At 67.4% G+C, this 18,924-nt stretch carries 17 protein-coding genes; 8 read left to right on the forward strand and 9 right to left on the reverse strand.

The features are described 5' to 3' along the window. The first annotated feature begins 217 nt into the window (after positions 1-217). Positions 218-1,087 carry a helix-turn-helix domain-containing protein gene (locus tag ACM6LU_RS36625; RefSeq protein WP_414942452.1) on the forward strand — a complete coding sequence of 290 codons (870 nt, stop codon included), beginning with the start codon at positions 218-220 and terminating at the stop codon, positions 1,085-1,087. After that, entirely contained in the window at positions 1,077-1,310 is a 234-nt protein-coding gene (locus ACM6LU_RS36630; protein ID WP_414942453.1) for a DUF397 domain-containing protein, read from the forward strand. Before ACM6LU_RS36625 ends, ACM6LU_RS36630 begins: the two co-directional genes overlap by 11 nt. A gap of 116 nt (positions 1,311-1,426) precedes the next feature. Here the strand turns inward: ACM6LU_RS36630 and ACM6LU_RS36635 are convergent, their stop codons facing one another. Continuing rightward, positions 1,427-2,323 carry a TetR/AcrR family transcriptional regulator gene (locus ACM6LU_RS36635; protein ID WP_414942454.1) on the reverse strand — a complete coding sequence of 299 codons (897 nt, stop codon included), beginning with the start codon at positions 2,321-2,323 and terminating at the stop codon, positions 1,427-1,429. A 66-nt stretch (positions 2,324-2,389) separates the two neighbouring features. On the opposite strand from ACM6LU_RS36635, the gene ACM6LU_RS36640 reads away from it, so the two are divergent. The 3 genes from ACM6LU_RS36640 (at position 2,390) to ACM6LU_RS36650 (ending at position 6,534) form a co-directional block, all read left to right on the forward strand. After that, a complete protein-coding gene (locus ACM6LU_RS36640; protein WP_414942455.1) occupies positions 2,390-4,183 on the forward strand; it encodes a right-handed parallel beta-helix repeat-containing protein in 1,794 nt (597 codons plus the stop codon). Positions 4,184-4,252: 69 nt separating this feature from the next. Beyond that, positions 4,253-4,882: a hypothetical protein gene (locus ACM6LU_RS36645; RefSeq protein ID WP_414942456.1), complete on the forward strand. Its 630-nt coding sequence runs from the start codon at positions 4,253-4,255 to the stop codon at positions 4,880-4,882. A gap of 281 nt (positions 4,883-5,163) precedes the next feature. Further along, complete coding sequence (locus ACM6LU_RS36650) at positions 5,164-6,534, forward strand: IS1380 family transposase (protein WP_414942457.1); 1,371 nt, start codon at positions 5,164-5,166, stop codon at positions 6,532-6,534. A gap of 305 nt (positions 6,535-6,839) precedes the next feature. Here ACM6LU_RS36650 and ACM6LU_RS36655 read toward each other — a convergent pair whose 3' ends face one another. From ACM6LU_RS36655 to ACM6LU_RS36670, 4 genes are all read right to left on the reverse strand, one after another. Continuing rightward, a complete protein-coding gene (locus ACM6LU_RS36655) occupies positions 6,840-8,882 on the reverse strand; it encodes a M3 family metallopeptidase (protein WP_414942458.1) in 2,043 nt (680 codons plus the stop codon). Positions 8,883-8,984: 102 nt separating this feature from the next. Continuing rightward, positions 8,985-9,695 (reverse strand): histidine phosphatase family protein, encoded by a 711-nt coding sequence (locus ACM6LU_RS36660; RefSeq protein ID WP_414942459.1) that lies wholly within the window; start codon positions 9,693-9,695, stop codon positions 8,985-8,987. A gap of 66 nt (positions 9,696-9,761) precedes the next feature. Then, the gene (locus tag ACM6LU_RS36665; protein ID WP_414942460.1) at positions 9,762-10,601 is read right to left on the reverse strand and encodes an undecaprenyl-diphosphate phosphatase; all 840 of its coding nucleotides are present in this window, start codon (positions 10,599-10,601) and stop codon (positions 9,762-9,764) included. Continuing rightward, positions 10,601-11,647 (reverse strand): LLM class F420-dependent oxidoreductase, encoded by a 1,047-nt coding sequence (locus tag ACM6LU_RS36670; RefSeq protein ID WP_414942461.1) that lies wholly within the window; start codon positions 11,645-11,647, stop codon positions 10,601-10,603. Before ACM6LU_RS36670 ends, ACM6LU_RS36665 begins: the two co-directional genes overlap by 1 nt. A 137-nt stretch (positions 11,648-11,784) precedes the next feature. Here ACM6LU_RS36670 and ACM6LU_RS36675 point away from each other — a divergent pair, with 137 nt between their 5' ends. From ACM6LU_RS36675 to ACM6LU_RS36685, 3 genes are all read left to right on the forward strand, one after another. Continuing rightward, a complete protein-coding gene (locus ACM6LU_RS36675; protein WP_414942462.1) occupies positions 11,785-12,750 on the forward strand; it encodes an aldo/keto reductase in 966 nt (321 codons plus the stop codon). Positions 12,751-12,863: 113 nt separating this feature from the next. Then, entirely contained in the window at positions 12,864-13,877 is a 1,014-nt protein-coding gene (locus tag ACM6LU_RS36680) for a YncE family protein (RefSeq protein WP_414942463.1), read from the forward strand. Then, positions 13,874-14,095, forward strand: coding sequence for a DUF5703 family protein (locus ACM6LU_RS36685; RefSeq protein ID WP_016334446.1), 222 nt, complete (start codon positions 13,874-13,876; stop codon positions 14,093-14,095). The genes ACM6LU_RS36680 and ACM6LU_RS36685 overlap by 4 nt, the downstream gene beginning before the upstream one ends. Positions 14,096-14,180: 85 nt before the next feature. Here the strand turns inward: ACM6LU_RS36685 and ACM6LU_RS36690 are convergent, their stop codons facing one another. From ACM6LU_RS36690 to ACM6LU_RS36705, 4 genes are read right to left on the reverse strand one after another with little or no spacing between them, the layout of a single operon-like run. Next, positions 14,181-14,927 (reverse strand): SRPBCC family protein, encoded by a 747-nt coding sequence (locus ACM6LU_RS36690; protein ID WP_414942464.1) that lies wholly within the window; start codon positions 14,925-14,927, stop codon positions 14,181-14,183. Further along, the gene (locus ACM6LU_RS36695) at positions 14,928-15,524 is read right to left on the reverse strand and encodes a winged helix-turn-helix domain-containing protein (RefSeq protein ID WP_414942465.1); all 597 of its coding nucleotides are present in this window, start codon (positions 15,522-15,524) and stop codon (positions 14,928-14,930) included. Positions 15,525-15,564: 40 nt separating this feature from the next. After that, positions 15,565-16,443, reverse strand: a complete 879-nt coding sequence (locus tag ACM6LU_RS36700) for an alpha/beta fold hydrolase (RefSeq protein ID WP_414942466.1) — start codon at positions 16,441-16,443, stop codon at positions 15,565-15,567. Further along, on the reverse strand, positions 16,443-17,765 hold the full coding sequence (locus tag ACM6LU_RS36705) for a M20/M25/M40 family metallo-hydrolase (RefSeq protein ID WP_414942467.1): 1,323 nt from the start codon (positions 17,763-17,765) through the stop codon (positions 16,443-16,445). The genes ACM6LU_RS36700 and ACM6LU_RS36705 overlap by 1 nt, the downstream gene beginning before the upstream one ends. Positions 17,766-18,924: the final 1,159 nt, after the last annotated feature.

The raw sequence follows: 18,924 nt of genomic DNA on the forward strand, positions 1-18,924 counted from the left end.
CTCGACAGCCGCCCCTGCCAGCGACGCCTCTCGATCGTGTCCCCCGTCGACTCGCCTACCCGGTTGCCGACGGATACACCTCTACAATGTAGACTGCGCACTTGTAGATGACTCAAATGTAGAGCTTCACATTGTGGCCGTCTATAGCACATTTTGGACTAAGCGGGTGATCCTGGGGTCGCCTTCCGTGACAAGACTCTGAGGAGGTGATTCCCTCGTGGGCTCGCTGAACCCCACGGCCGTCAAGCGCTGGATCGCGCTCGAGATGAAGCGCCTACGGGAGGCGGCCGGCCACGATCGGACAGCCGCGGCCGAGCGCATCGGCAAGGCGACGACGGTCATCGCGCATATCGAGACCTCGCGAAATCTGCCGGCGCCCGCCGACCTGGAAGTCCTGCTCGACTTTTACGGAGTACCCGAGCGAGCACAATTCTTCCGGGACCTGACGAAGCGAGCGAAACGCGGCCGGGACTGGTGGATCAAATTCGACCACGGGGTGTTCGATTGGTTCAATTTGTATCTGGGGTTGGAAACCGGCGCCGCCCGCATCAGGACCGTGGACCTGGTCGTACTGCCCGGCTTGTTCCAGACTCGTGATTACGCTCGCGCCGTAATGCGAGCAGGTCGACGTTGGAACAGCGAGAACGAACTCGACACCATGGTCGACCTGCGTATGGCAAGGCAGGAAATACTGGACCGTCCTGAAGACGCGCCCCAGATCTGGTCAGTACTGGACGAGGGCGTTCTGCGCCGCCGGACAGGCGGCCCGGAGGTCATGCGCGATCAGTTGAAACACCTGGTGGAACTGACCGAACGACCGAACATCGACATCCAGGTACTCCCCTTCGCAGCCGGAGCCCACGGCGCATCGGACGGTATGTTCGTACTCTTGGACTACCCACCTGAATTCGGCGGCGACCCCGGAACCGTATACGTCGAGAACCGGCGCGAAGGCCTCTACTACGAGGAAAAAGAAGACCTGGTCCGCTTTCGGAACACGTTCGAACGCCTGCAGGCGCAAGCAGAGAATCCTGGACGGACACGGGATTTCATTCAAAAATTGTCAAGGGAACTTTATGAACAGTGAGACGTCTCGACCCACTCTCGTCGGCCTTTCCGGCTGGTGGAAGTCGAGCTACAGCGCCGGCTCGGCCGGCTGCGTCGAGGTCAACGACTCCGTGCCCGGCTACGTGGGCGTGCGGGATTCAAAACTCGGCGAGACAAGCCCCGTCCTCGTTTTCGAACCGCAGGAGATACGAGCCTTCATCCTCGGCGCGAAGAACGGCGAATTCGACCATCTTCTACCGTGATCCAGCGAGAGGTGCTCTGGTCCGGACCAGAGCACCTCTCGTGGTCTTTGCGAGTTTCTATCTTGTATTGTGCATTTGATCTTGTTCGTCGCCCTACGGTATAGGGCGTTATACCTTCAAGTTGAGGGATGCTCTGACTGGCGTCGACGATAAGCGCGCTGCTGACAGGCCCTTGAGCAGTAGTCCCGGGGCCTGCCTCGCCCTCCCCCGTCCAGCGGCTTGCCGCACATGACGCACTCCCCTCCCCCGATTTCATCACGCATTACCTCACTACCCTGGCTTTCGACGAGCATCTGAATGCCGTCGAGGGTGCGTTGCAGCCCGAATTCGAAGGGGTCGAGCGGCGCGTCCATTCCCCCGCTGTTCCACAACCTCTCCAGCGCCGGGTACGCGTCGAGGCGCTCGAACAGCGACTCTCGTTCGCTCCACCACTGTTCGTGGGAAACACCCGTGCTTCGCTGGAGTTCCGCGTTCTCGCCTGCCTGGCGCGCGACGGACTCGACGAATCCGCCGACCAGGTTCACCACGGCGATCACCTGCGCGGGCGCCAAACCACTGCGTGACGCGACGTCGAGGGCGTGGTCGTACCCAGCCATGATGTTCGGACCCGGCAGGCGACGGGTTCCGGCACTGTGGACCAGCCAGAGATGCAGTCGGTGCAGTTCCCATGCCCGCCGCGCCCAGCGTTCGAGGCCGTCCCGCCAGCCGAGCTCGTCCGCGGACTCCACGGGGAACTCGCCGTACACGGCGTCCCGCATGAGTTCCACCAGCTCCGCCTTGCCGGGAACGTATCGGTAGAGCGACATCGTCGTGGTGCCGAACCGCTCCGCGACCTTGCGCATCGACAGCGCACCGAGGCCTTCGGCGTCCGCGACCTCGATCGCCGCCGTGACGATCCGGCCGAGGCTCAACCCGGGCCGATCCGGCTCGGACGTTCCCCACAACAGCTCGATCGCACGCTCCGGATCCGGCTGTGCGTCGTCGTCCGCCACCACTTCTCCCTTGACGCTCATCGCTCGCGCGTGTTTAGCTGATAAACCTCAGTATATCCCATAAACACCACCCCGGAGCGCTTCAGCATGCCTGAAATCAGGTTGCACGTTTCCCCCGACGGCCAAGATGACTGGCCCGGGACCGCCGATCGTCCCTTCGCCACCCCGAGAACCGCGCAGCAAGCCGTCCGGACCGCCACCGCGGGGATGACCGGGGACATCGTCGTCACCTTCACCAGCGGTGTCTACCACCTCGAAGAACCCCTTGCTTTCCACGACACACTGGCGGATTCCGGCAGGAATGGTTTCCGCGTGGTCTACCAGGCCCACGGCTACGGAACGCCTGACCAGGCGAAGGTCGAACTGAGCGGCGGCCGGGAGATCACCGGCTGGTCGGTCGGCGATGACGGCACCTGGGCCGCGTCGATCGGCGATCTGGAGCCACGACGGCTCACCGTGGACGGCCGCCCCGCCACACGAGCGGCCCGCACGAGCGGCCTACCTGGGAACGTGACGAAAATCGGGCCCGGTTACGTCACGGACAGCGTGGAGCCCCAGTCATGGCCGGACCCGTCCGGACTGGAGTTCGTCTACCCCGGTGTCTACCCGTGGTCGGAAGCACGGCTCGCGGTCGCGTCGATTTCCGGCGACGGCTCCTCCACCACCATCACCATGGCCCAACCCGCTTTCGACAGCGCCAAGTCCCTCTACGACTCGAAGTGGTACGGCGCCGGCGGAGACGGAACCTGGGACGGTCTCGCCGCGCCTTCCATACTCGAGAACAACGTGGCCTTCTTGACCGAGCCGGGCGTCTTCGCCGTCGACCGCACCGAACCGGGCGCCCACGTCCTGCGTTACCGCCCGCGCCCCGGTGAGGAGATCGGCAAGACCACCGTCGTCATCCCTGTGCTCGAAACGCTCGTCAGCGGACAGGGCGTACGCGACCTCGTGCTGCGCGGCTTCACCTTCGCCGACGCGGCCTGGTCCGGCCCCACCCGCACCGGCGGCTACCTGCACTATCACGGGAACGCCCGCTACGAGCAGGGCGAATTCCAGAAGATCGACCTGGGTGCGGACATGGGCTATGTCCATGTCCCGGCAAGCCCGGTCCAGCTGCCCGCCAACGTCAGCTTCGCCTCGGTTCGCGGGGTGACGCTGGAAGACAACCACTTCACCCGCCTGGGCGCGGGTGGGCTGCTGATCGAGGACAGCACCGAGGTCGCGATCCGGGCGAACGTCTTCGACGAGATCTCGGGCAGCGGGATCGCCGTCCATGACAGCACCCGGGTCTCGCTCGAGGACAACCTCGTCCACCACATCGGCACCGAGTACCGCGGCTCGTCCGCCGTCCTCGTGGTCGAGTCCGAAGAGACGACCGTGGCGCACAACGAGATTCACGACGTGCCGCACAACGGCATCGTCATCACCGGCGGCGAGCGGGCCAGGGGCACTCAGGTGATCGCGAACCTCGTCGAACGCAGCATGGGGAAACTGATGGACGGTGGCGGGATCTACATTTCCGCGCCGCAGGGTTCGTCCTTCGCCGGCGGCGCGGTGGTCCGCGGCAACGTCATCCGGGACGTCCTCACCTCGTACAACTTCGGTCTCTACGCCGACTACGGCGCCTCGTGGATCACCGTCGTCGGCAACATCGTCCATGGCGCCGACACCCCGATCGTGCTCCAGGTCGGCCCACCGCTGGACAACGTCGCCTTCCTCGGCAACTTCTGGGACGTCCAGCCGGACGGCGAAGCGCCCGAGACGGTGACCTTGGCCGGGAACACCTTGCTGTCCAAGGAGAACTTCGACAAGGAAGTCCTGGCCGATCCGGCGGGGGCCGACATCCTCGCGCGGGCCGGACGCCGGGGTCTGGAACGATGATCAACGCTCCTGCCGGGCACGTGCCCGGCAGGAGCCGTTCCGGCCACGATCTCGAGGAGACCATCCGCCATGCCTGCCCTGTCCACGGAAGCCGCCGGGACACGCCACCGCCTCGCGAGGATCGCGACCGAGGTGCTCGCCCCGTGGGTCTGGGTACTCGGCCTGCCGCTGATCGTCGCCTGGAAGGTCACCGGCTACCACCTCGGCGAGACGGTGCTGTGGGGCCTCATTGTCGGCGTCACCGGCTCGCTGATCCCGATGGCCGTGATCGTGCGTGGCGCCCGGCAGGGTAAGTGGGACAGCCACCACGTGACCGATCGGGCCGGCAGGCTCGTCCCGTTCGCGGTCTGCATCGGCTCGCTGGCCGCCGGATTCGTCACCCTGATCGCCGGCGGCGCTCCGCATGAGATGATCGCGCTCGCCGCGGCCGAACTCGTCTGCCTGGTCGCCGCGCTCGCGATCACCTTCGGCTTCAAGTTCAAGATCTCCATGCACGCGATGGTGGCGGCGGGCGCGGGCGTCATGCTGATCCGCGTCTACGGCCCCTGGCTCGCCCTGGTCCTCCTCGGCGTCGGCTGGGTCTGCTGGTCCCGAGTCGAACTCGGCGACCACACAAGGGCCGAGGTCACGGCCGGGATGACCGCCGGTGTCGTCCTTGGCGGTGGCGTTTACCTACTGCTGGAAACTGTTTTGACGTGACCCCAGAAGTATAGGTCGTTATACACTTCTTCCACGGGTCCGTGAAGGCTTCCTTCCGTACCCTGAGAGCAGGGTCCCGGCAAAGTCGCAGAGCTGCTGGTGGTAGTCCGGACTCAACATCGCTAGTAACCTCGCGACGATGTAGGAATTGGGACACTCAACCTGGATCCACCGTCGGATGTTGTTGGTTTGTCGTGTCGTGGGCGCGCAGATGCCCTCTGGCTTGGGATGATTGTTCTTGCGAAGGAAAATGATCCACTGAGCGAGAGGGCATCTGCTGGATGCGATTGTCTCATAGTGCCGGCGCGGTGTCGGTGAGGTTCGATGAAGAGAATCTCGTGTCATGCGCGGGGATCGTGCCGGTGATGCGGCTGGCCGAGAGCGTCGGTCTGGGTGAGCTGATCGAGGATCGGGTCGATCTGGGGATCCCGGTCGGTGCGAACAGCGACGCGAAAGCACTCTCGGTCGTGGCCGGGATGGTGCTCGGCGCGGACTCCATTGATGACCTGGATGCGATCCGGCACGGGGCGATGTCCCGGTTGTTCGACCGGTTACGGGCGCCCTCGACCTGCGGGTCGTGGCTGCGCGGGTTCACCCACGGGCATGCCCGCCAGCTGTCCTCCGTCACCGGCGAGGCGCTGGTGCGTTTGTCACGGCAGGTGCCGCTGCTGCCCGGTGCCGGGCAGCTGGCGTTCATCGACATCGACGCCAAGATCACAGAAACCTACGGGCACGGCAAGGAAGGCAACGGATTCGCCTACAACGGCGTCCGCGGGCTGAACCATCTGATCGCCACGCTCTCGTCCCCGATCTGCGCGCCGGTGATCCTGACCGCGCAGCTACGGGCCGGGAACACCGATTCCCGGCACGGGGCGGTCGCGATGCTGAGGGAGGCGATTGGCCTCGCGCGCCGCGCTGGCGCGACCGGGATGATCGTGGTGCGCGCGGACTCGGCGTTCTACACCGGCCCGGTCATCACCGCGCTGCGCGAGCAAGGCGTGTCCTTCTCCATCGTCGCCCAGAAAAACGCGGCGGTGATGACCACGATCGACACCATCGGCGAGGACGCCTGGAGCGAGATCGAATACCGGCATCCGATCCCCGACCCCGAGACCGGCGAGTGGATCACGCATGCCGAGATCACCGAAACAGTCCACACCGCGTTCACCAACCCGACCACCAACCCGGGCCAGATGACCACCGCCCGGCTGCTGGTGCGCCGCACACCCCGTTTCACAACCAACGACCAAGGCGAACTGTTCCGGATCTGGAACTACCACGCCGTCTTCACCGACACCGGCTTCGACCTGCACACCGCCGACGAATATCACCGCAAACACGCGATCATCGAACAAGTCTTCGCCGACCTCAACGACTCCGCCCTCGCCCACTTCCCCTCCGGCCGCTTCGCCGCCAACCAAGCCTGGCTCGTCCTGGCCTGCCTCACCCACAACCTGCTCCGCGCCGCCGGCACCCTGACCAGCGTCTTCCACGCCAAAGCCCGCACCGGAACCCTCCGCCGGCACCTCATCACCATCCCCGCCCGCATCACCCGCACCGCCCGCACCATCACCCTGCGACTACCCGCGAACTGGCCCTGGGCCGACAGCTGGCACGGACTGTTCACCGCCACCAGAACCCGAACACCCTGACCCCCCACCCCCACAACCAGACCACAGTGGACACACCGGATGAGACGACCGGCACACCACCCTGACCACCAACAAAAAACAAGATCAACAACAACCAGCAAGATCAACACCCAAACACACCGGTGGATCCAGGCTCAACGTCCCAATTCCTACATCGTCAGCCTTACGCAGCGACGAACAACCGCCTGACCTGCAAGACCGCGACTTTGCCGAGACCCTGCCCTGAGAGTAGGAAACTCGACCTTCACACCTTCCCCAGTAAGAGAAGGCCCCTACAGCAACGAAGGGGCCTTCACCAACGTACGTCAGGCCCCGGCGAGACCACGGCGCTTCAGCAACGGCTCGATCTCCGGGTCGCGGCCGCGGAACGCGCGGAACGCGGCCATCGGGTCGACGCTGCCGCCCCGCCCGAGCAGTTCGCGGCGGAAGTGGTCACCGTTCTCCCTGGTGAGCCCACCGTTCTCGCGGAACCACTGAACGGTGTCGGCGTCGAGGACCTCACTCCAGATGTAGGAGTAGTACCCGGCGCTGTAGCCACCGCTGAAGATGTGCGCGAAGTAGGTGGTGCGGTAGCGCGGCGGAACGGCTTCCAGCGCGACACCGGCCTTGGTCAGCGCCTCAGTCTCGAACCGCTGGACGTCGTCGATCACGTCCTCGGTGCCGAGCGCGTGCCACGCCTGGTCGAGGAGGGTCGCCGCGAGGTACTCGGTGGTGGAGAACCCTTCGCCGTACTGCTGCGCGGCCAGGAGCTTGTCGATCTGCTCCTGCGGCAGCGGTTCGCCGGTCACGTGGTGCTTGGCGTAGTTGGTCAGCACCTCGGGCCAGAGCATCCACATCTCGTTGACCTGCGAGGGGTACTCGACGAAGTCACGCGGGACGTTGGTGCCGGAGAACATCGGGTACTGGACGTCCGAAAGCAGCGAGTGCAGCGCGTGCCCGAACTCGTGGAACGCGGTGATGACCTCGTCGAAGGTCAGCAGGGTCGGCTCCCCCGACGGCGGCTTGGCGACGTTGAGCACGTTCACCACCACCGTCTTGGTGCCCAGCAGCTTGGTCTGGTCGACGAAGTTGTTCATCCAGGCGCCGCCGCGCTTCGAGTCGCGGGCGTAGTAGTCGAGCAGGAACAGGCCGAGTTCGGCGCCGTCGGCGTCGAAGACCTCGAAGATCCGGACTTCGGGGTGATACTTCGGCAGGTCTTCCCGCTCGGTGAAGGTCAGCCCGTAGAGGTTGGTCGCGGCGAAGAAGACACCGTCGGTCAGGACGCGGTTCAGCTCGAAATACGGGCGCAGCGCCGCGGTGTCGACCTCGAACCGGTCCTTACGGACGCGCTCGGCGTAGAACGCCCAGTCCCACGGTCGCAAGATCGCGCCGGGAATATCGGCTTCCAGGTAGCGCCGCAGTTCTTCGGCCTCCGCCTTGGCGTTGGCGACCGCGACCGGCGCGAGGCGTTCGAGCAGCCCGACCGCGGCTTCGGCGGTCTTCGCGGTCTCGTCTTCGATGACGTACGAGGCGTGGTCGGGGAAGCCGAGCACGGCGGCCCGCTCGGCTCGCAGCCGAACAAGCTGGGCCACGATGTCGTTGTTGTCGAACCCATTGCCCCGGTTGCCACGGGACACCGATGCGGTGAAGATCCGCTCACGCAGCGCGCGGTCCTCCAGCGATGCCAGCGCCGCCTGCGCTGTCGGCAGGGTCAGCTTGAGGACGTACTTGCTTGCTTCGCCGGCGGTCTCGGCGGCCGTGGCGATCTCGTCCTCGCTCAGTCCGGCGAGTTCCGCGACGTCGTCGACGACCACCGCGAGTTCGTTGGTGTCCTTCAGGAGGTTCTGCTGGAAGCGGGTCGACAGCGTCGAGAGCTGCTCGTTCAGCTCGCGCAGGCGCTTCTGGTCGGCTTCGGGAAGACCGGCGCCGGCGCGACGGACGTCGGTGTGGTGCCGCTCCAGCAGCCGCAGGGACTCGGTGTCGAGGCCGAGTTCGTCCTTGCGCTCGAACAGCGAGTTGATCCGGGCGAACAACGCCGGGTTCAGGTTGATGGCGTCGGCGTGCGCGGCCAGCCGCGGCGCCATCTCGGCCTGCACTCGCTGGATTTCGTCGTTCGCGTTCGATCCGGCCAGGTTGAAGAACACGCTGGAGACGCGGGACAGCAACCTGCCCGACTTTTCGAGCGCGACGATGGTGTTCTCGAACGTCGGCGGCTCGGCGGAACCGGCGATTTCGTCGATCTCCGCGACGTGCTCGGCCAGGCCCGCTTCGAAGGCGGGGAGGAAGTGCTCGTCGGCGATTCGGTCGAACGGCGGAAGGGCGTAGGGCAGCTCACTCGGCGCGGCGAACGGGTTGTCCTGCGGAATCATCGGTGTTGCTCCCGGGTCGTCGAATCTGCTGGTCTCGCCACCTTACGGGCAGCGAGGGCCGGTGGATGCCGTCCGTGGCGGTGACACCACCGACGGCGATGGTCACGCTCCGGTGGTACCGCCCACCACCGCGTCGGAGCTCTGCTTCCTCTTGCCGCGCTTCGCTTTGGCCTTGGGTTCCGGCGGGGCGATACCGGCCAGGTCTCCGCCGTTGTCGTTGACGCGCAGCACGAACGGACGAGTCTCGGTGTAGCGGACGACCGAAACCGACGCCGGGTCGACCACGATCCGCTGGAAGGCGTCGAGATGCTGGCCGAGCGCGTCGGCGAGGATCGACTTGATCACGTCGCCGTGGCTGCACAGGAGCCAGACCGCGTTCTCGCCGTACTTCGCGGTGATCCGCGCGTCGTGCGCGCGAACGGCCGCGACCGAACGCGCCTGCATCTCGGCCAGTCCTTCCCCACCGGGGAAGACCGCGGCCGAGGGATGCGCCTGCACGACCCGCCACAGCGGTTCCTTGAACAGATCCTTGAGTGCGCGACCGGTCCACTCGCCGTAGTCCACTTCGGACAAACCGGGCTCTTTGACCTTGTCGAGACCGCGTGCCTCGGCCAGCTTCGCGACCGTCTGGCGGCAACGGAGCATCGGCGAGACCACGATTTCGGCGAGCGGGACCGGCGCCAGGCGCTCGACGAGCGCGGCCGCCTGCGCGCGGCCGGTGTCGTCCAGGCCGACCTTGGGCGTGCGCCCGGCGAGGACGCCCGAACCGTTCGCCGTGGACTTGCCATGGCGCAGAAGGATCACAGTACTCACGTGGCCCACCCTACGTGCCGTGTTTTGCCAGGGGCACCAATCGCAACCAGAGGACGAAACGCGGGGTTACCCGTGCGGGCCCGCGCTGGGGTCGAGGACGCCGGTGAAGATCAGCACGAACAGCAGGACGCCGAGCACGAGCCGGTAGATCACGAACGGCACGAAGCTCTTGGTCTTGATGTAGGACATCAGCCAGGCGATGACGGCGTAGCCGACGCCGAACGCGACCAGCGTCGCCAGGATCGTCGGGCCCCACTGTGCCGGGGCGCCGTCCTTGCCGATGTCGGTCAGCTTGTACAACCCGGAACTGAACACGGCGGGCAGTGCCAGCAGGAACGAGTATTCGGCCGCCTCCGCGCGGGTGTACCCGAGCAGCAGTCCGGCACTGGTGGTGCCACCGGAACGAGAGACACCCGGGATCAGCGCCAGCGCCTGAGCGAACCCGAAGGTGAGACCGTGTGGCACGGTCAGGTGGTCGAGCGTGCGTTCCTGCTTGCCGATCCGGTCGGCCACCAAGAGGATCAGGCCGAACACGATCAGCATGGTCGCGGTGATCCGCAGGTCACGGAAGGTTTCGTCGATGGCGTCCTGCAGCAGCAGGCCCAAGATCCCGATCGGCAGCGAGCCGATGATGATCAGCCAGCCGAGCCGGGCGTCCGGGTCCTGCCGCCAGTCCTTCTTGTAGATCGAGAAGAACCAGGCGCGGAGGATCTGCCCGATCTTGGTCGAGAAGTACAGGATGACCGCGAGTTCGGTGCCGATCTGGGTGACCGCGGTGAACGCGGCGCCCGGGTCGTCCCAGCCGAAGAGAGCGGGGAAGACCCGCAGATGCGCGCTGGAAGAGATCGGCAGGAACTCGGTAAGGCCCTGGATGAGTCCCAGGACCAGTGCTTCGAACCATCCCATCAGGCGACACCGGCCAGTTCAATCGCTTCGGCGGCGACCTCGAGAGCGCGTGCGGAGCTGTCGGGGTCCGGCATGGACGGCGCGACGGTCAGCGTCGTGACGCCCGCCCCGGCGAAGGCCTGGATCCGGTCGGCGATCCGTTCCTTGGGGCCCAGCAGCGACGTCGCGTCGATGAACTCCAACGGTACGGCCGACATTGCGCCCTCGTAGTCCCGGTCAAGGTACTTCTGCTGGACGTCCGCCGCTTCGCGCTCGAAGCCCATCCGGCAGGCGAGCTGGTTGTAGAAGTTCTTCTCCCGGCTGCCCATCCCGCCGAGGTACAGCGCCGCGTACCCGCGGACGGCGTCGGCGCAGGCCTTCCAGTCGTCACCGGCCACGAGCGGGACGGTGGGAACGACGTCGAAGCCCTCCAACGAGCGCTCGGCCTTCTCCGCCCCCGCCTGGATCAGCTTCAGCTGCTCCCCGGCGTGCTCGGGTGAGAAGAACACCGGAAGCCAGCCGTTCGCGATCTCGCCGGTCAGTTCGAGGTTCTTCGGGCCGATGGCGGCCAGGTATACGGGGATTTCTTCGCGCACGGGGTGCACGGTCAGCGTCAACGCCTTGCCGGGTCCATCGGGCAGGGGCAGCTGGAAGTGGTCGCCGTCGTACTCGACCCGCTGGCGGGCCAGCGCCGTGCGGACGATCTCGACGTATTCGCGCGTGCGGCCGAGCGGCGACGCGAACTTCACGCCGTGCCAGCCTTCGGAGACCTGCGGGCCGGAAACGCCGAGGCCGAGGCGGAAGCGCCCGCCAGAGAGCGTGTCCAGTGTCGCGGCGGTCATCGCGGTCATCGCCGGGGTCCGCGCCGGGATCTGCAGCACCGCGCTGCCCACGTCGATCCGCGAGGTCTGCGCCGCCACCCACGCCAGCACCGTCGGCGCGTCCGAACCGTACGCCTCCGCGGCCCAGACGACCGCGTAGTCCAGTTCGTCCGCCTTCTTCGCCAATGCCAGGTTGGCCGCGTCGTTGCCCGCGCCCCAATAGCCCAAATTCAGTCCGAGTCGCACGGCGTGAATGTATCCATCGGAGTGTCACTCCTCCGTTCAGGGTGTTGACACCGCCTTGACCCGGCCGGTGGTACTCGATCACGACACGCTCACCTGCTCCGTGTCCCGCACTAGCCTTCCGGCTAGGCTCGCCCGTCGTGGAAAAGCGACAGCTCGGCCGGTCGGGACTGCGGGTCTCGCGGATGGCCCTCGGGACCATGACGTGGGGTGCCGACACCGACTCGGAGGAGGCGGCCAGCCAGCTGGTCGCGTTCGTCGACGCCGGGGGCACCCTGGTCGACACCGCCGACATCTACGGCGAGGGCGAGAGCGAACGCGTTCTCGGCGCCCTGCTCGGGGACCTCGTCCCCCGCGACGACATCGTGCTCGCCACCAAGGCCGTCGCCCGCCGCGCCGACGGCCCGTTCGGCGGCGGCGCCTCGCGCGGTGCCCTGCTCACCGCGCTCGACGGTTCGCTGCGCCGCCTCGGCACCGACCACATCGACCTCTGGCAGTTGCACGCGTGGGACACCACCGTGCCGGTCGACGAGACGCTCGCCGCCCTCGACTACGCCGTGACCACCGGCAAGGCGCGCTACGTCGGCGTCTCCAACTACTCAGGCTGGCAGCTGGCGACCGCCGCGGCCCGCAGTTCCGCCGTCGCTCCGCTGGTCTCGACGCAGGTCGAGTACTCGCTGCTGGAGCGCGGGATCGACCGCGAGGTGGTGCCGGCGGCCGAGCACCACGGCATCGGGATCCTGCCGTGGGCGCCGCTCGGCCGTGGCGTGCTCACCGGCAAGTACCGCACCGGGACGCCCGCCGATTCGCGCGGCGCTTCGAGTGTTTTCGCAGGCTATGTCGAACATCACCGGACCGATCGCGCGGCCAGGATCGTGCAGGCGGTCGCGACCGCCGCCGACGGCCTCGGGACCTCACCGCTGGCCGTCGCGCTGGCGTGGGTCCGCGACCGGCCGGGAGTGGTCGCGCCCGTGGTCGGAGCCCGTGACACCGGTCAGCTGACCGGGTCGCTCACGGCCGAGGAGATCACGCTCCCGCCCGCCATCCGCTCGGCGCTCGACGACGTCAGCGCGATCGAGGTCGGATATCCCGAACGCGGCCTTTGAGCCGTCCCGAGAACTGGTTCAGGTGACTGTTGGGTGACGCAGACGTGACGCGGTCGGGTTCCTGGGGGATGCTGGACAGGTCCGTTCGACGAGTAGCAGGTGGAGGCACCAAGGTGGGTCGGCTGTCCGCCGTTTCCCGGATCGCGATCCCGCTCGCCGGTGCCCTGGTGCTCTCGTCCTGCAGTGGGGACGACACTCCGAACGACACCTTGCAGGTCGTGCAGAACCCCGTCGCGGTGACAGCGGCGGTCTCGCCCGCCGTGTCGGTCAAACCCGCGGGCTCGGTGTTCGCCGGGCCGGGTGTGAAGGCGCTGGCCACCGACGAGGCGACCAAGACGCTCGTCGTCGCCGTCACGGAGCCGCCTTCCCTGCGCATCTACGATCTCGCGTCCCTCGACACCCCCAAGACGACCGTGGCCCTGCCCGGTCCGGCGGAGCGGCTCACGGTCTCCGGTTCGCAGGTGCTCGCCAGCGTTCCCGGCAAGAGCGTCCTGGCGAAGGTCTCCCTGCCGGGTGGCGCGCTGGAGACGGTTCCGGTCGCGGGGCAGCCATCGGCCGGGCTCGCCGACGGCGACGCGACACTGGTCTCGGTCCGCGACCGCAAGACCGTCGAGGTGCTTTCCGAAAACGCGGGCCCGAAGACCATCACGGGCCAGCTCTACAGCGCCGACGACGTCCTGAACACCGGTGACGGCGTGGTCGTCCTCGACAAGCTGCGCACGGCTCTGTTCTCAGTCGACCTCGCCGAGGGCAAGATCGGCGAAGGCCTGCGCGCGGGCGACGGCGCGGCCAACGCGGTCACCGACGACCTCGGGCGCGTCTTCGTCACCGACGCGCGAGCCGGCGCGCTGCTGGCCTTCTCCACGACACCTCTGTTGCTGCGCCAGCGCTACCCCGTGCCCGGCGGGGCGTACGGCATCGCCTACGACCGCACCCGTGGCCTCGCCTGGGTCACCCTCACCGAACGCAACGAGGTCGTCGGCTTCGACGTCCGCGGCGGGGAGCCGATCGAGAAGCACCGGTTCCCCACCCTGCGGCAGCCAGATTCGGTCACCGTCGACGAGCAGGGCGGCCGCGTGGTCGTCGGCTCGGCCATCGGAGAAGGGATCCAGGTGATCACGCCATGACAGTGGTGGACGAGGCGGTGGTCGAAGGGGATTGGGAGTACCGGCGGCTGCAGCTGCCTCCAGGTGTTTCGCGGCGGGCGGCGGCGACGCAACTGTCGATCCACGCCGAATTCGCCGGCTGGGAACTTTCGACCGTCCGGCTCTACTCGGATGGCACGCGAAGGGTGTGGTTGCGCCGCAAGCGCACCGCCACCCCCCTTCCCGGCCTGATCACCTGAACACGCGGGGGCTGAAGGGCGCTTTCCCCGCATGCGATGCGGGGAAAGCGCCCTTCACCGCGTGAGATGAGGGGAAAAGTCCCCTTCAGCCCCTGAACACGCGGGCGAGCCAGTCCGCCCAGATCTTCTCCTGCTTTTCGGGGTCGACGTCGCCGAAAAGGTGATGCATCGCGACCACCGGCCCCCGAAACCCGCGGACGAACCGGAGGAACGCGTCCGGAGTCCGGATCCCGATCGTCTGCTCGTTCGCGAGGTAGACCTCTCCCTCCACAGTGGACATCGAGCCGGTCGACAGCCGGACCCGGTCCCCCGTTTCCGGCCTCCCCGCCAGGCCGAGTTCCCGGCCAAGCGTGAGCCACGCGCGATCCCAGTCTTCGACCATCGGGCCGAACACCGTCAGCGGCGCGGCCCGCCGCCCTGGGAACGTGTTCAGGTACTCGATCAGCGTGCGGAAGAACAGCTCGCCGCCCGCGGTCATCGCTTCGAACTCTTCTTCCCAGTCGTCCCCGGGAAGGAAGCCGCTCGTCACCGTCCGCAGCACGGTGCTGCCGCCGTCACGGCCCTCGATGAGGAACTCGTAGGCCACGAACCGCCCGTCCGGACCGGGCTCCTCGCCGTAGACGAGCCGCTCCAGCGGATCCCACGCGGTGATCGCGGACGCGGGTTCATAGGCGCCGAACGCGGTCTTGACGGTTCCGCCTACACCGCCGTCGACCTCGTTGCGGCCCATGAACCACGACGTGATGCCGGGTCCGGTGGCGATGGCGTCCCAGACCTGTTCCGGGGTCGCGTCGACCTCGGCGCGTTCGGTGACCTCGAATTCGTGGCCCATTCAGTGCTCCTCGGCCTCGGTTTTGACGCTCGGGTGGACGGCGACGACGATCCGGTGGTCGCGGCCTTGCTCGGCGCCTTCGTCGTGGTATCTGCTCACGAGGTTCGTGATCGCGACGGTGAGTTCCTCGGCGAACGCCGCCCTGTCCTCGGCGGAGGAGAACCGTATCTCGCCGTCGATCGCGAAGGTCGCGACTCGCTTGCGTGCCTTGGTCGAACCGGTGATCAGCACACCGACGTCGCGCACCAGCCTGCCCGCGACCGCGAGCAGCCAGCGCGCAGACAGCCGGTCCGGCGACTGGGCCGGGTCGGGCTGCACCGCGGACAGCGCGGTCGGCGAGATCACGTAGGACGACGCCGTCGCGCGCATCATGCGCTCGGTGACGTTGCCCTTGCGCCGCTCCTCTACGAGTTCGACCAGCCCGTGCTTCTCGAGCGCGCGCAGGTGGTAGTTCACCTTCTGTCTCGGCAGGTCCACTCGCCCGGCCAACATCGTGGCCGACGCCGGTTCGGCGAGTTCGGCGAGCAGCCGGGCCCGGACCGGGTCCAGCGAAACTTCGGCCGCTTCCGCGTCCTCGATCACCGCTACGGAGAACATGGCACGAAGGTGCCACCGAAAAGAGAAGTTGTCAAGGAAGCTAGGTTTGTCGGCGGGCCTGATTCGCCAGGGCGAGGAGGCGCGGCACCACCTGTGGCGCGGCCTCCAGCGGGACGACGTGCCCGACACCGGGCAGCACCACGGACGTCCCGTTCGCCACCGCGCCCGCCAGTTCCTCCACATCCGCGGTGGGCACGAGCTTGTCTCGCTCCCCCACGATCGCGGTCACCGGCACCGCGCCGACCTGTGACAACGCCGATTCCCGGGTGTAGGCGTCCAGTGCGGGCCGGAACGCGGACACCGTCTGCGGCCAGTTGCCGCGGATCATCCGCACGGTCAGCTCGACGTCGCCGGGCACCGGGTCGTCCCCGAAGAGCCACCAACGCAGCCCGGCGGTCACCGCTTTGCTCGTATGCTCGCGCACCAGGCCGATCAGCTTCGTCCCGAAGACCATTTCCAGGTCACGGCCGAGCTTTCCGAGCGCGTTCGGCCAGATCGCGTCCGGCGTGACGCCGCCCGCCGACATGGCGAGCAGCCCGATTCCCGCCACCCTTGCCGCGAAGACGTCCGGGTGACGCTGGGCGAGCGACAGGATCGCGAGTCCGCCCATGTCGTGGCCGACCAGGACGACCCGGCCATCGGGAACCACCTTGTCGAGCACCTCGGCCAGGTCGTCGGCGAGGTGCCCCATGGTCGCCGACGACGGCCGGACGTCGCCGGATTCGCCGTGCCCGCGCTGGTCGTAGGCCAGTACCGCGACAGGCTCCTCCCCGGCTTCCGCCAGCACCGGCGCGATGGCGCGCCAGCTCCGTCTGTCGAGGGCGTACCCGTGAAGGAGAACCACGGTCACCGGCGCCGACGACGCACCCCAGCGCTCGAAGTGCAGGGGTGTCCCGTCGGCGACCAGCAGACCGGGCATCAGGCTGAGCGAAGGAATCGGTCGAGCACCCGCACGCCGAACTTCAACGCGTCGACCGGGACACGTTCGTCGACCCCGTGGAACAGCGCCGAAAAGTCGAGGTCCACGGGCAGCCGCAACGGGGCGAACCCGAAGTTGCGGATCCCGAGGGACTGGAACGACTTCGCGTCCGTGCCACCGGAGAGCATGTACGGGAGCGTGCGGGCACCGGGGTCCTCGGCGAGGACCGCGTTGGTCATCGCGTCGACGAGGGCGCCGTCGAAAGTCGTCTCGACCGGCGGCAGCTCCATCCATTCCTTCTCGATGTCCGGGCCGAGGATCTCCTCCAGCTCGGCGTTGAAGGCTTCGAGACGGCCGGGGAGGATCCGGCAATCGACCGAAGCTTCCGCGACCGAGGGGATGACGTTGGACTTGTAGCCCGCCAGGAGCATCGTTGGGTTCGCCGTGTCGCGCAGGGTCGCGCCGATCATCCGGGAGATGTTGCCGAGCTTGGCGACGGAACCCTCGATGTCGTCCTCGGGGAAGTCCCAGCCGGTGATCTCGGTGACGCCGTCGAGGAACTCACGGACCGAGTCGGTCATGACCAGCGGGAAGCGGTGGTTGCCGAGCCTGGCGACGGCCTCGGACAACTTGGTGACGGCGTTGTCCCGGTGGATCATCGAGCCGTGCCCCGCGGTTCCGCGCACGCGCAACTTCATCCAGCGGATGCCCTTTTCCGCCGTCTCGATGAGGTACGCGCGGACATTGTCCTTCAGCGTGATCGAGAAGCCGCCGACCTCGCTGATCGCCTCGGTGACGCCCTCGAACAGCTCGGGGCGGTTCTCGACCAGCCACTGAGCGCCGTACTTGCCGCCCGCTTCTTCGTCGGCGAGGAACGCGAAGACGAGGTCACGCGGAGGCACGACGTTGTTGATCTTGTAGTGACGGGCGAGCGCGAGCGCCATCCCGCACATGTCCTTCATATCGACCGCGCCGCGGCCCCAGACGTAGTCGTCCTGGATCGCGCCGGAGAACGGGTGGACCGACCACTCCGAGGCGTCGGCGGGGACGGCGTCAAGGTGACCGTGGATCAGGAGCGCGCCCCGCGACGGGTCGGCACCCGGCAACCGGACGATCACGTTGTGTCGGTTCTTGCCGCCGGACTCGACATAGGTGATCTCGTAGCCCGCGTCGGTGAGCTTCTCGGCGACGTACTCCGCCGCGGCGCATTCACCGACGAGCGTGTCGGGATCCCCCGTGTTGGTCGTGTCGATGCGGATCAGTTCACTGGTGAGCGTGACTGCCTCTTCGGCGGCTGCTTCGATCAAATTCGGTTCGGTCACCAGGCATTCCTACCATTGGTGGAGCGTGCCGACCCGGCACGACCGCCGCGTGGACACGTGTGAAGACCCACTCCCGGCCGCACCACCGCAGGCGGGCAGCTCAGTCGGCGACCCGCGCTCGAGCACCTCCGTCAGTGCGCGACCAGGACCCTGGAGGCCGAGACCCCAGGGAGCTAGACCTCGCACGACAGCACTGACTCGAAACGGACAAATCGCACCACTGTTCGCCCAGCTACAGCAGACCGGTGTCGACCGGATGACGAGCCGTAAACTCTTCCTCCACCCGGGGCCGCCGCGCGGACGCCGGAGGAAAGCCTTCGTGGCGGGGCCCCGCCGCGGCCGCCCGTAGGCCGACGCGCGTTCGACCTGGTCAGACCCGGCCAGGACCGGTTGCGACGGGACGTCTCACGGCCCCCAGAGGGCCCAGCTCCCCGCGGGCAGCGCCCAGCTGAACAACCGAGGCCCGCTACACGCGCCTGCCAGGCGCCGATGCCCCGGAAAGGACGCTGCGGTCGCAGCTCAAGCCGAAGCACCATGCTCACCGACTGGACAACCGGACAACGCCGCTGGTGCGAGGCCTGCACACGCCACCTCGACTGGTGGACAACCTTCACAGCAGAACACGCCCTCGGCAAACCCGACATCGTGCCCCAGCCCTACGCGAACACTGGCGGTGCACTCGCCTGCCACTTTTCAGAAATCGACTGGCCCCAACTGTGGCACGAACTCGACCCCCGCTGGGAGCCGAGACCCGAACGGCACCAAACACAGAACGGCCCGCCAACACTGCGCGTCATCGCCAGCGAACCCACCCCACCACCGAAAGCCTCCCGAACCCGACAGCCATCGTCACGCCACGGCGCGCGCCTGGTCCTCGTCCCTCACCTCTCTGAGCCGTGACGAGCGCAGAGAGGTGAGGGACGAAGGCCCGGGGCCGCGTATCAGCGAGAGGCGGCCGCCGCTTCGACGGAGAACTGCTCGCGATCGTGTCGAGCCAGCCCCCAACGCGGCCACACCGGGCGATCGCCGAACTGCTCGCTCCGGACAGGGCAGGCCGCGCCGCGCCACCAACCCAGCGCGGCTGCCGCCCGCGACCGGCTCCGGTTCCGGCCACCCCTGGTCCAGCCTCGACCGATTGTCCGAAGCCGACGCTGCCCAG

The sequence above is a fragment of the Amycolatopsis sp. cmx-11-51 genome (assembly GCF_047608665.1).
GTDB lineage: Bacteria > Actinomycetota > Actinomycetes > Mycobacteriales > Pseudonocardiaceae > Amycolatopsis.

Excerpts from the sequence above, each read along its gene's own strand:
- ACM6LU_RS36630 (WP_414942453.1), top strand. The coding sequence starts at position 1,077 with ATGAACAGTGAGACGTCTCGACCCACTCTCGTCGGCCTTTCCGGCTGG.
- ACM6LU_RS36635 (WP_414942454.1), bottom strand. The coding sequence starts at position 2,323 with ATGAGCGTCAAGGGAGAAGTGGTGGCGGACGACGACGCACAGCCGGAT.
- ACM6LU_RS36640 (WP_414942455.1), top strand. The coding sequence starts at position 2,390 with ATGCCTGAAATCAGGTTGCACGTTTCCCCCGACGGCCAAGATGACTGG.
- ACM6LU_RS36645 (WP_414942456.1), top strand. The coding sequence starts at position 4,253 with ATGCCTGCCCTGTCCACGGAAGCCGCCGGGACACGCCACCGCCTCGCG.
- ACM6LU_RS36650 (WP_414942457.1), top strand. The coding sequence starts at position 5,164 with ATGCGATTGTCTCATAGTGCCGGCGCGGTGTCGGTGAGGTTCGATGAA.
- ACM6LU_RS36655 (WP_414942458.1), bottom strand. The coding sequence starts at position 8,882 with ATGATTCCGCAGGACAACCCGTTCGCCGCGCCGAGTGAGCTGCCCTAC.
- ACM6LU_RS36665 (WP_414942460.1), bottom strand. The coding sequence starts at position 10,601 with ATGGGATGGTTCGAAGCACTGGTCCTGGGACTCATCCAGGGCCTTACC.
- ACM6LU_RS36685 (WP_016334446.1), top strand. The coding sequence starts at position 13,874 with ATGACAGTGGTGGACGAGGCGGTGGTCGAAGGGGATTGGGAGTACCGG.
- ACM6LU_RS36690 (WP_414942464.1), bottom strand. The coding sequence starts at position 14,927 with ATGGGCCACGAATTCGAGGTCACCGAACGCGCCGAGGTCGACGCGACC.
- ACM6LU_RS36695 (WP_414942465.1), bottom strand. The coding sequence starts at position 15,524 with ATGTTCTCCGTAGCGGTGATCGAGGACGCGGAAGCGGCCGAAGTTTCG.
- ACM6LU_RS36700 (WP_414942466.1), bottom strand. The coding sequence starts at position 16,443 with ATGCCCGGTCTGCTGGTCGCCGACGGGACACCCCTGCACTTCGAGCGC.